Raw genomic sequence first — 12,682 nt, 5'->3', positions numbered from 1 at the left:
GTCACCTTACGCGGGACCCATCGCTCAACGCAATCATGGCGGCAACGTCCGCGCATGGGGGAGGATAGCACGATGCGCTTTTCTGTTTTTCTGAACGGCCGCACCACGGCGCCAGAGCAGGATCGCCAGTTCATCCTAGACACGATCGACCATACGGGTCGTGCGGAAGCGCTGGGCTTCGACGCCGTGTTCCTGCCCGATCACCACTTCACCGGCTACATGCCGATCGCCAGCGACCCGATGATGTTCGCCGCCTATCTCGCGGCGCGGTTTCCGAAGCTGCATTATGGCTTCTCCATCACCTCGGTGCCGCTCCACAACCCGGTTCGATTCGTCGAGCGGGTGAACATCCTCGACCAGCTGACCGGCGGCAAGGTCCTGGTCGGCGTCGGCTCGGGCACCACGCCGGAGGAGATGATCGGCTTTGGCGTCAACTACAAGGAAGCATCGCCGGTCGCCGAGGCCAATCTCGCGATAGCGGAGCAGCTATGGGCGAAGAAGCTGGCCGACGCACCCGTCACCTTCGAGAACGGCCCCTACAAGGGTGAGGTCCTGCAGCGCATTGCCCCGGCGGCGTTCACGCCCGGCCACGCGCGCCTGATGCCGGTCGCGATGAAGGAAACCAGCGCGCGTCGTGCCGCCCAGCACGGCTGGCCCGCATTCATCCCGGCCTTCACCCCGCCCAAGATCGGCGGCACCGAGCCGCTGACGCATGTGACCAAATATTTTACCGCCTACCGCGACATGCTGCTCGCGGCCGGCCATGACGACGCCACCGTCAAGGATGCACTGTCCTGGACGACGCACACCTACCAGTGCGTCCACATCGCCGAAACGGACGATCAAGCCCGCGAGGAACTGCAGCAGATCCTGACCGCCTACCAGGCGGCGGTGGACCGCGAAAAGCTGTACGGCGACAAGGCGGAGGTCGACGACGCCAACATCAAGACCGACCGGACGCCGATGGCGCTGACCGAGGACTGGATCGCCACTTGGTGTCTCCACGGCAGCGCCAGGACGGTCGCCGAGCATCTGGAACCGTATGCCGAACTGGGCATCGGCAACATCCTGTGCGGCACCACGACGGGCCCGGTGACGCCGCAGCGGCTCGACTGGGCCAATCGCACGCTCGACCTGCTCGCCTCCGAGGTGATGCCCCGGTTCAAGGGGCGCGGCTGATGCCCGCGCCTCAGATCGTCGGCATCGGCGGCACCACCCGTCCCGGCTCATCGGGCGAGCGCATGGTGCGCGCCGTCCTGGCCGCCTGTGCAAGAAAAGGCGCGGCGACGCAGATGTTCGGGGGAACGGAACTCGCCGGCCTGCCGCATTTCGCGCCGGAAAACCCGGATCGGACCGAGGCGCAGCGCAGCTTCGTGGAGGCGGTCCGGGCCTGTGACGGGCTGGTGATCGGAACGCCCGGCTATCACGGCGGCGTATCGGGGCTCGTCAAGAATGCGATCGACCTGCTGGAAGATCTCAGCACCGACACGCGGATCTATTTCGACCGGAGGGCGGTCGGCCTCGTCGTCACCGCCGCAGGATGGCAGGCCTGCGGCGTCACGCTCCAGGCGCTGCGTGGCATCGTCCACGCGATGCGCGGCTGGCCCACGCCGGTCGGCATCACCGTTAATACCGTCGATCAGAAGCCGTTCGATGCCGACGGCAGGCTGACGGACGAGGGGATACGGCGGCAGGTGATGTTGCAGGCGGACCAGATCCTGTTCCTGGCGGGTGCGGCGGCGTGACCGACCATCTCCCCTTCATCGCCGGACGCGACATGTGGTCCACCCACACCGACGGGGTCATCCCATCGGCAAAGATGGCCGATGGACCGATGGGCATCGCCAGCGGCCGCGTGGACGAGCGCGACGTTTCGGTCCTGACCCCCAGCGGCATCGCGCTGGCCGCGACGTGGGACACCGCGCTGGTAAGCCGGGTCGCCGCGGCGGTCGGTGGGGAGGCGAAGCGCAAGGGCGTCGACATGATCCTCGCCCCCAACCTCAACCTCGCCCGCACCCCCAATGCCGGCCGCGTGTTCGAGATGTTCGGCGAGGACCCGCTGTTGGCCGGCACGTTGGGCGCTGCCTGGATCGCGGGCGTGCAGACCCGCCATGTCGGCGCGGTCGCCAAGCATCTGGTCTGCAACGACAGCGAGACGCAGCGCGACCGCTACGACGCCATCGTCGACGAGAAGACGCTGCGGGAGATCTACCTGCTGCCGTTCGAAATGGCCGCGCGGGCAGGCTGCGCGGGAATCATGGCCGCCTACAACAAGGTCAACGGTGCCTATTGTTCCGAGAACGCGCATCTGCTGACGAACGTCTTGCGACGCGACTGGGATTTTACCGGCTTCACGGTCAGCGACTGGTTCGGCACGCAATCCGGCGCGCAAGCGGTCGCCGCCGGTCTGGACCTGGAAATGCCGGGCCCTCCCCGCTTCCTGGGTGAAAAGCTGCGCGACGCGGTCGCGGCCGACGATGGGCTGACGGCCGCGACTAGAGACGCTGCGGATCGCGTGACCTTGGCGGCTTCGCGCTGGGCCGGGGGCGATGCCGGGCCGGAACCCGAAGACCGCGACACATTGCTTGAGGAGGCGGCGGCGGCGGGCTTCACGCTGCTGCGCAACGACGGTGGTCTCCTGCCGCTTTCGGTCGACGGCATCACGACGCTGGCAGTCATCGGGCCGAACGCGCTCGCGCCCTGTCTGCAGGGCGGCACGTTCGCCAAGATCGCGCTGCGTCCCGATGCGGTGCTGCCCATCGAGGCGCTGCGCCGCCGTTTCGGCGCGGACCGGGTGCGGTTCGCACCTGGCTGCCCACCGTCCCCGCGCCTGCCTGGCATGCCGGCGACGCCTGCGCGCGATCTGCACGACGGTGCGACCCGCGGCATGACCGTCGATTATTTCGAGGGCCACGACTTCTCCGTACTGCCGATTGGCACTGAAACCCGCGACACCAACTCGCTGACTTGGTTTCACGGGATGCACGAGATCGGCGTCTTCGATCGGCCGGGCGGCGTCCGCGCCAGCGGTCTGATCGTCCCCGCCGTCGACGGCATCTACCGCCTGCATGTCGGCGGGACGGGATCGGTGTGCTTGCGCGTCGACGGGCGGGAGGTCTTCGCCGCGGATCGACGGATCGCGCCCGCCGACATCATGGGCGTGCTGAAAGGCGGCGACAGCGACATGGTCGAACTGGCGCTGTTCGCAGGAACGCCCGTGCTGGTCGAGGCGGAGTTGCGCTACGGACCGGCGCGCGCGCATGGCCTGTGGTTCGGGCTGGGCACGCCCGCAGATCCGGAGAGCCTCCTTGCGGAGGCGGAGTCGCTGGCGCGGGGCGCGGACGCCGTGCTGCTGCTGGTCGGCGAGACGGCCGACGCCGGCGTCGAGAGCAAGGATCGCGACACGACGCAACTTGCCGCCGACCAGCAGGAACTGATCGCGCGCGTGACCGCCGCCAATCCGCGCACGATCGTCGCGGTGAATGTCGGCCATGCCTTCGATCCTACCGTTGCGGACGATGCCGCAGCCCTACTCGCCGTCTGGTATCCCGGCGAGGCGTTCGGCGCGGCGCTCGCGGCCGTGCTGGCGGGTGACCGCGAACCGTCCGGCCGGCTGCCGGTCGCGCTGGCCGCGAACGAGGCTGATTATCCGGTGCTGCACGCCATTCCGGCCGCCGATGGCCGGCTCGTCTACGCCGAAGGCGGCAACATCGGCTATCGCGGCATGGCGACGGCCGGACGTCGCCCCGCCTACGGCTTCGGCGCGGGGCTGGGCTACGGCGCCGTAACGCTTCTCCACGCGACGGGCACGAGTGTCGGCGGCCAGGCCCGCCTCACTGTCGATGTCCGCAACGAAGCCGACCGGCCGACCGCTGCGGTAATCCAGGCGTATCGCGAGGACGGTGCGCTGGCCGGCTTCGCCCGGTATGTCATCGGAGCCGGACGGTTCGAAAGCGTGACGATCGCGATTGATCCGCTGGCGCTCCGACGCTGGAGCGACGGAGGTTGGGCGCCGTTGCCGGACCGCGTGACGCTACGCCTCGGCACCTCGTCGCTCGATCTGCCCTTTTCGATCACGATCGACCTGAAATAGAATTACCATTGTCAAACGCCGGGATGGACCGGCCAGCAGGAGAGTATGATGCCGCGATGCGGAGATCCTGACATAAACCCCGGACACTCCGGCAATTTGCGATGGATTTTGTCAGGAGCGAGAATTGCGATAAGCGCGGCTTTTCATCTGAACGGCCCAGCGCGATTGTTGCGTGGAGCGTAGGCGCCCAATGACGGCCGTCTCCTGACCACGACCGAGGCAGCCGCCTAGCTCGGAACCTCTAGGCGCACACTTGAGAATTGGCGGCTGCGGGGTGGCGCCCCCCCCTATCGGAAGCTGGGGAAGCGCCTGGTACGGTACTTCCCGGCTGATCTTGAAGCGTTCGCTCAGAACAGCATTCGCACCAACACCGGAGAGCTTGCACAGGCCTAAGGGAGGGCGGGGGTTCCGTGCTTCCGCTCACGATATGCTCCGAAGTTTCCGCCACTAGGACAGGGACGCCACCCCGGAAAGGACCTGACCCACTGATTTGAAATGGTGCCGCTTACAGGACTCGAACCTGTGACCCCCGCATTACGAATGCGATGCTCTACCAACTGAGCTAAAGCGGCCCGGTGCGCCGGACGCAAGGGCCTTACCAAGGGATCGGCCGGGAAACAAGCCGTGCCGGCATACCGACTTAACCTTTCGGAAAGCATGGTCGGTGCATCACGGTCCGGAAACGTCTGGGGCCCGGAACGACGACATGGATACACGCAGCATGACCGGGGAAGCGCTGGCGGAGCCCTGCATGGATCCGCCGCCGGCCATCGGCAACAACGAACGCCGCATGCATGTCCGCGCGTATAATTACTGGGCGTCGCTGCTGCGCGGGCGGATTTTCCCGTCGATCGATGATCTCGATCCGGCGACGATCGGCGATCTGGGGCCGCATGGTGTCCTGCTGGACTTCACGAACAATCGTCAGGATCCCGCCATCCCATGGCTCGGGCAGGCGCTCCGGGATGAAGGCGGGCACAGCCGGCCGGTGGCGACGATGGCCGACGTGCCCGGCCGTTCGCTGCTGTCGCGCCTGACCGATCATTTCCACGACGTCGTGGCGAACCGCGCGCCGATCGGGTTCGAGGCGGAATTCGTCAACGTCCGCGGCCATCATACGCTCTATCGCGGCATCCTGATGCCGTTTTCCTCCAACGGCGAGAGCATCGACTATATCTATGGTGTCGTGAACTGGAAGGAGGTCGCCGATGCCGGCCTGGTGGCGGGGATCGCCGCCGAAGTCGCGCGCGCATCGACACCGCCGCCGCGCCCGACCAGCGCGGTTCCCGCCTGGGCGGACGGGCCGACCCGCCAGGCCGCACCGGCGGTTTCCACCCCTGCCAACCGGAGCGAAGACACCACCGACCGGCTGATGGCGGCGCGCGAGGCCGTCGATCTCGCCCGCTCGACCGAAGCGCGGGCGCGCACCGCGCTGCACCGCGCGCTCGGGCTGGCCTATGACGCGCTGCTCGCATCGGAGGCAGCCACGGCGTTCGATCCCGCCGATCGCCGTGCATCCCGGCGCATCGCCGCGCTGGTGCGGGACGTGTTCGGGTCGGACGAGCCGCCGCACCGCCGCGCCGACTATGCCGCCGTCCTGGCATATGGGTGTCGGACAGGCACCGAAGCCGGCGGGCTCCGCATGCTGATCGAACGACAGGCCGATGGCCTGAACGGCGTCGTGATGGCAGAGCGTTCGGCCCGCCGCGGCGGTTGATCGCCGCGCGCTCCTGTTCCTTTATGTCGCGGGAGCGGCAGTTCGGGCCATAATGCTACTGTAACGCCTGCTTTTCCGTAGGGGCATTGCAAAGCCGTGCATCCGCGCCGCGCCGCCTTGTGCGCGGCCGGATGCGGGCGCATAGCCTGCCGCCACCAGACCAAGCGGGGCATCCCGCGCGTTCGAAGGAGCGGACATCCATGGCCAGCCAGCCCGCGGCACCCGCCGCATCGCACAGCCAGCGCGACGCGATCGCCGCCGCCCTTGTCACAGGCGCCCTGCCCGGCGAAACCGACGGATTCGATGCCGAGGCGCAACGCGCGGCCGCTTCCTTCGTCGCGGAGGTGGTCGCACGGCGCGGGCCTGGCGAGGCGGTGGTTCGGATCGAATCCGCCGGATCCGATGCCGGGCGGCGGCGGATGCGGATGGTCGCGGTCAATGCCGACCGGCCGTTCCTGGTGGATTCGATCGCGAACGCCATCGCCGGTCGTGGCCTGACCGTGCACCGGCTGCTCCATCCCGTCGTTTCGGTGCGCCGCGACGCGGATGGCCTGCTGGATGCGATCCTGCCGGTCGGCACGCCCGGGGAACGCCGCGAATCGATCGTCTACATGGAAATCGAACGGGCCGATGCGCGCGATCGCCGCGGGATCGAAGAAGAGGTCCGCGCCGTGCTTGCCGATGTCCGCGCCGCGGTGGAGGACTGGCCGAAGCTGCAGGTCGCGCTGCGCGACGAGGCCGAGCGCATGCCCGATGGCGAAGGCGCGGCCCTGCTGCGCTGGCTGCTCGACCGGCATTTCACCCTGCTGGGTGCGCAGGTCGAGGCGCTGGACGGCGCCGCCCGCGACGCGCTCGGTATTCTGCGCATCGCACCGCGCCCGCTGTGGAGCGATGCCGATCGTGCCGGCGCGGTCACGCATTTCGAAGGCGGTGGCGAAGCACCGCTCATCCTGAAATCCGACACCATCGCCACTGTCCACCGCCGGGCACCGCTCGACCTGATCGTCGTGCCGCTGCGTGATGCTGGCCGCGTCGTGGCGCTGTCGATCCATGTCGGCCTATGGACCAGCGCGGCGTTGCGGGCGCCATCGGACAAGGTGCCCGTGCTGCGCACCCGGCTGGCGACGCTGGAGGAGAAATATGGCTTCGATCCTTCGGGCCATGCCGGCAAGGCGCTGCGCCATGCGCTGTCGGAACTGCCGCATGACCTGTTGACCGGGCTCGACCGTGCCTCGCTGGAACGGGTCGCGCTGACCGCGATGTCGCTGGCGGATCGGCCGCGCCCGAAACTGGTGCTGGTCACCACCCCGCTGCGCCGCCACGTCGTCGCTTTCGTCTGGTTGCCGCGGGACGAACTGACGACGCAGCGCCGCATCGCCATCGCCGACATGATCGGTCAGGCGGTTGGAACGGCGCCGGTGAACTGGTCGCTCGATCTGGGCGAAGGGGGTCTCGCGCTGCTGCGGCTGACCTTCGCCAGCACCGATGCCGATCATGTTCCCGATGCCGACGCGCTTGATGCGCAGCTTGAATCGATGCTGCGCGGGTGGGTGCCGGCGATCGAGCAGAACCTGGCCGCCAGCGAAGGCGCCAGCCGCGGCGCGCGGCTGGCCATCACCTATGCCGGGGCGTTTCCGATCGCCTATCGCAACCGGACCGATCCGGCCGAGGGTGCGATCGATATCCTGCGGATGGCGGCGCTGGCCGATGCCGATGCCCGCGGCGCGCGGATCAGCCGCCGTGCGGGCGAACCGTCGAGCGCGCTGCACCTGAAAACCTACCGTATCGGCGGCATGATCCCGCTGTCCGATGCCGTACCGGTCCTGGAAAATTTCGGGTTCCGGGTGCTGGGCGAAACCGCGACCGCGCTGGACGAGGGCCGGGCCGGCTACATCCACGATTTCCTGCTGGACGTGGGATCGGGCGACATCGCGGACCGGATCGCCCGCGATGCCCATGTCGCGGAACATGCGATCGCGGCGGTGCTGGAAGGCCGTGCGGAGAATGACGAGTTCAACACGCTGATCGTGGCGGTCGGGCTGGCGCCGCGCGCGGTCGTGCTGATGCGCGCCTGGTTTCGCTATCTGCGTCAGACCGGGCTGTCCTATGGCCTGGCGACCGTGGTGGAGGCGTTGAAGCGTGCGCCGGATGCCGCCCGCGGGCTGATCGACCTGTTCGATGCGCGGCACGATCCCGCCGGCACCGCCGATCCCGCCGCGGCGGAGGCGGCGATCGATGCCGCGCTGGCCGATGTCGCGGCGATCGACGACGATCGCATTCTCCGCCGGATCCGCAGCGTGATCCAGGCGACGCTGCGCACCAACGCCTTTTCCCCCGCGGCGGAGGAGGCGTTGGCGTTCAAGCTGGAAAGCCGCCTCATCCCCGGGCTGCCCGCACCCGTGCCATGGCGCGAAATCTGGGTCTATTCGCCGCGGATCGAGGGGATTCACCTGCGCGGCGGGCCGATCGCGCGTGGCGGTCTGCGCTGGTCCGACCGGCGCGACGATTTCCGCACCGAAATCTTGGGCCTGATGAAGGCGCAGGTCGTCAAGAATGCGGTGATCGTGCCGACCGGGGCCAAGGGCGGCTTCTATCCGAAGGCGCTGCCGGCGCCGTCCGATCGCGACGCGTGGCTGGCGGAGGGCACCGAAAGCTACCGCATCTTCATCCGCTCGCTGCTGTCCGTCACCGACAACATCGTGGAGGGTACGGTGGTCCACCCCGACCGCGTCACCGTCCGCGATGGCGAGGATCCCTATTTCGTCGTCGCCGCGGACAAGGGCACCGCAACCTTCTCCGACGTCGCCAACGCGATCGCGGTCGATCATGGCTTCTGGCTGGGCGATGCGTTCGCCAGCGGCGGATCGCAGGGTTACGACCACAAGGCGATGGGCATCACCGCCAAGGGCGCCTGGGTTTCCGTCCAGCGGCACTTTGCCGAACGCGGGGTCGATGTGCAATCGGACCCGGTCACGGTGGTGGGCTGTGGCGACATGTCGGGCGACGTGTTCGGCAACGGCATGCTGCTGTCGAAATCCCTGAAGCTGGTGGCGGCGTTCGACCATCGCCACATCTTCCTCGATCCCGATCCGGAGCCGGCCGCCAGCTGGGAGGAACGCGCGCGGATGTTCGTGCTGCCGCGCTCGTCCTGGGCGGATTATGACACGGGGCTGATTTCGGCCGGCGGCGGCATCTTCCCGCGGGCGCAGAAGGCAATCCCGCTGTCGCCCGAAATCCGCGCCGTGCTCGACATTCGCGAAACGAGCCTGGATCCCGCGACGCTGATCGCCGCGATCCTGAAGGCACCGGTCGATCTGCTCTGGTTCGGTGGCATCGGCACCTATGTGAAGGCCGCGCATGAAAGCAATGCGGAGGTGGGCGATCCCGCCAACGACGCCAACCGCGTCAATGGCGAACAGTTGCGGGTGAAGGCGATCGGCGAAGGCGCCAATCTGGGCGTCACCCAGGCCGGACGCATCGCCTTTTCCGCCAGGGGCGGCCGGATCAACACCGACTTCATCGACAATTCGGCCGGCGTCGACTGTTCGGATAACGAGGTCAACATCAAGATCGCGCTGAACCGCGAGATGAACGAGGGCCGGCTCAGCTTCGACGATCGCAACACGTTCCTGGCCGCGATGACCGACCATGTCGCCGCGATCGTGCTGGAGGACAACCGGCTCCAGACGCTGGCCTTGTCGCTGGCGGAACGTGGCGGCGCCGCGGCGATCCCCAGCTATGTCCGCGTGATCGAGACACTGGAGTCGATGGGCCGGCTGGACCGCGCGGTTGAAGGGCTGGCGGGGAACGAGGATCTGCTCCGCCGGGCGCAGGATGACCGCGGGCTGACCCGCCCGGAACTCGCCGTCCTGCTCAGCCATGGCAAGCTCGCGCTGCAGGCGCGGATCGAAAAAGCCGATTTCGCGCAGGATCCGGCACTGCGTCCACTGCTGCACGCCGCCTTCCCGACGGCGATGCGCGAACGCTTTGGCGATGCCATCGACCAGCACCGCCTGCGTCCGGAAATCATCGCCACCCGGATGGCGAACCGCGTCGTCAACCGGCTCGGCATCGTCATCCCGTTCGAACTGGCGGAGGAAGAGGGCGTCAGCATCGCACAGGTCGCCGCGGCCTATTTCGCGGCCGATGCCATTTTCGGGTTCGAGGACGTCTGGCATCGCATCGAAACCGCGCCGCTGGCGGAAACGGCACGCCTAACGCTGTTCCGGGTCATGGCCGGCATCGCCCGGCTCCATCTGGCCGACCTGATCCGCATCGCCGCCACCGAAACCGGTCCCGGTCCGATGATCGAACGGCTGTCGCCCGGTGTCGCGCGGCTCGACGCCGCGGTCGAAGCGCTGCTCCGGGACGAGGCGCGTATTCAGTCCACGGCGCTCCGCACGGCGATCGGGGGCTTCGATGCCGATCCTGCGCTGATCGACCGGATCGTCCGGCTGGCGGAACTCGATGGCGCGATCGGCACCGCCACGCTGGCGGCCGAAACCGGGGTCGACGAAGTTGCGGCAACCGGCGCCTATGTCCGCCTGGGCGAAGCGCTGGGGCTCGACTGGGCGAAGTCGGCCGCCGTCCGGTTCGTCGCGATCGATCCTTGGGAACGCCTGCTGACCGCCGGGCTTGCCCGCGATTTCGAACAGCTGCGGCTAGATTTCCTGGAAAAGCAGCGCAGCACCGATCCGATCGCACTGGTCGACGCCTGGCTGGAAACGCACCGCAACCGCGTGCTTCAGTTCCGCGCGCTAATCGACCGCGCCCGCGCCGCGCCTGCGCCCACGGCCGCGATGCTGGCGCAGATTGCGGGCCAGGCCCGCGTGTTGCTGGCGCGCTAGCATGGCGCGGGTGCCGTGCCCCAGGCGGGGCACGGCACCCGATCAGAACCGCGTCCGCAGCGTCACACCATAGGTCTGCGGCTCGGCCAGGAAGGAGGAGAAGATCGTGTTGCCGGTCGCAAATCCCGGCGCCCCGAATGTCTGGACCTGGGCCTGGCTGCCCGCCCCCTGGAACGGCGCGGAAAAAGCCACCTGCTGATAGCGGGTGTTGAAGATATTCTGCCCCCAGAACTCGATCGCCCAGCGCTGGTCGCTGTCGTGGACACCGACACGCGCATTGACCACGAAGAACCCGTCCTGTGCCTTTTCGTAGAACAGATCGGATCCGGTATTATAGTCGCTGGTCAACCGGCCATCGACATAAAGCAGCCCGGTCAGTCCGCTGCTCCCCAGTTCGGGCGACCAGGTCGCCGAACTCGTAACGGTGTGGCGCGGCGCGTTTGGCATCTGGCTGCCCGACAACAGGAACAGCGCCGCGTTCAGCGCCTCGCCCGCATCGCTGCCAACCAGATCGTTGCGATATTGCGTATCGGCCAGCGTATAGCCGAGGTTCACGGTCACGGTGCGCGTCGGATACACACCCACTTCCAATTCGACACCCTGGGTCAGCACGCCATCCTGCACCTTTCCGGTACACGCCCCGGTGGCCGATGAATTATCGGTGTCCGCACCGTTCAGGCTGTTGCTGCACGATCCGATATTCTGAACGATGAAATTGGTGCCGTTGAACGTGTTCAATTGGAAATTCTTGAACGCCGATCGGAACCCGGCAAGGTTTGCGGTGAAATGGCGGGACGTATATTTTACGCCCACTTCGTAGGACTGCACCGTTTCCGGATCGAACCGCAAGTTGCGCGCCGATGCCGCGGTCGGTGTCGTGAACACGGTCGTGCTCAGATCGGACCGGTCGAGGTTGAACCCGCCCGCCTTGTATCCGCGCGCATAGGATCCATAGACCAGCAGCCGGGTCGATGGCTTCCACGATACGACACTGGTCCCGGTGAACTGGCCTTCCTTGATCCCGTCGCGGATCGGCAGGCCCGTCAACGCGACGGTGGAATTGCCGGTGCAGGTCAGCGTGATGATGCCCGCGGCCAGCGAAACCAGCGTGGCATTGCTGCTGCCCAGCAACGGGCGGAGTGCTGCCTGCTGGACAGGGCAGACGGTATTGTTGTTATTGAAACGCGCATCCAGTGATTTCTGCTCGTTCGTGTAGCGCAGACCGCCGGTGATGCTCAGCGTATCGGTCAGTTTGAAGATATTGTGCGTGAAGAATGCGAAATTGCGGCTGGTCTGGTCATAGACGTCGCGCAGGCTGCCGACATCGCTCATCTGGCTCAGTCGGTCGATCCCCGCGATGATCTGCGGGCCGACGGCGGCGGTCAGCGCGCTGCGCCCTGCGGTGCTCAGGCACCCTGGGCCAGTCGCGTTCTGCAACACCGGATTGGGATTGATCGTCGCCACCATGCGGCACGCGGCAAACGCGCCATATTGCGTACCGAACCGCAGGTTATCGACCACGCGCAGCGTTTCATGCGCATAATAGCCGCCCACCAGCCAGTCGAGCCGGTTCTGGAAAATCGATCCGCTCAGCCGGCTTTCATGCGTAAAGGTGTGGAACTGGCGATAGGCATTGCCGTCATCGGGGCGGTACGCGATGTCGACATTGCCATAGTCGATGTCCGCTGCGCCGAAGGACTTATATTCCCGGTATGCGGTCAGGGACGTCAGCTGCGCCGAACCCACATTCCAGCGGATGCGTGCCGATACACCATAATCCGTCGTCAGATTGGCATAGGCGCGTCCCGGCGTGTTGGCGATCTGGCGATTATAGGGATCGCCCTGACTCGGTAGCACCCCGCCAAGTCGCTGCAGGATCGGCACGATCCGGTTCTGTGCGGCGATGCTGAAATCACCCGGCGTCCCGGGGGTGGGGTCGGTTTTTTCGCGGGTATCGATATAGACCGCGCCGCAACACTTCTCGTCGCGCCGGGTATAATCCCCGATCAGCCGAACCGAAAAATC

General features: G+C 67.1%; 6 protein-coding genes, 1 tRNA gene and 1 pseudogene. 6 read left to right on the top strand and 2 right to left on the bottom strand.

Annotation, left to right across the window (positions count from 1 at the left end; translation table 11 throughout):
* The first annotated feature begins 72 nt into the window (after positions 1-72).
* From VF649_RS09910 to VF649_RS15200, 4 genes and pseudogenes are all read left to right on the top strand, one after another.
* On the top strand, positions 73-1,179 hold the full coding sequence (locus VF649_RS09910) for an LLM class flavin-dependent oxidoreductase (protein ID WP_331011796.1): 1,107 nt from the start codon (positions 73-75) through the stop codon (positions 1,177-1,179).
* Entirely contained in the window at positions 1,179-1,745 is a 567-nt protein-coding gene (locus VF649_RS09905) for an NADPH-dependent FMN reductase (protein ID WP_331011795.1), read from the top strand. The genes VF649_RS09910 and VF649_RS09905 overlap by 1 nt, the downstream gene beginning before the upstream one ends.
* A complete protein-coding gene (locus VF649_RS09900) occupies positions 1,742-4,093 on the top strand; it encodes a beta-glucosidase (protein WP_331011794.1) in 2,352 nt (783 codons plus the stop codon). Before VF649_RS09905 ends, VF649_RS09900 begins: the two co-directional genes overlap by 4 nt.
* Positions 4,094-4,336: 243 nt before the next feature.
* Positions 4,337-4,486, top strand: a pseudogene (locus VF649_RS15200) (helix-turn-helix transcriptional regulator); the annotation flags it as partial.
* 103 nt (positions 4,487-4,589) lie between these two features.
* Here VF649_RS15200 and VF649_RS09895 read toward each other — a convergent pair.
* A tRNA-Thr gene (locus tag VF649_RS09895) sits at positions 4,590-4,665 on the bottom strand.
* Between the two features lie 134 nt (positions 4,666-4,799).
* On the opposite strand from VF649_RS09895, the gene VF649_RS09890 reads away from it, so the two are divergent.
* Together VF649_RS09890 and VF649_RS09885 are read left to right on the top strand one after the other, a co-directional pair.
* Entirely contained in the window at positions 4,800-5,810 is a 1,011-nt protein-coding gene (locus VF649_RS09890; RefSeq protein ID WP_331011793.1) for a hypothetical protein, read from the top strand.
* Positions 5,811-6,010: 200 nt separating this feature from the next.
* Positions 6,011-10,657 carry an NAD-glutamate dehydrogenase gene (locus VF649_RS09885; protein WP_331011792.1) on the top strand — a complete coding sequence of 1,549 codons (4,647 nt, stop codon included), beginning with the start codon at positions 6,011-6,013 and terminating at the stop codon, positions 10,655-10,657.
* 42 nt (positions 10,658-10,699) lie between these two features.
* On the opposite strand, the gene VF649_RS09880 is transcribed toward VF649_RS09885, so the two are convergent.
* On the bottom strand, positions 10,700-12,682 hold a 1,983-nt coding region (locus VF649_RS09880), incomplete at its 5' end, for a TonB-dependent receptor (RefSeq protein ID WP_331011791.1).

The sequence above is a fragment of the Sphingomonas sp. genome (genome assembly GCF_036387535.1).
Taxonomy (GTDB): domain Bacteria; phylum Pseudomonadota; class Alphaproteobacteria; order Sphingomonadales; family Sphingomonadaceae; genus Sphingomonas_R.
Note: the sequence above shows the minus strand (reverse complement) of the source record. Positions and strands in the feature narration are given on the sequence as shown.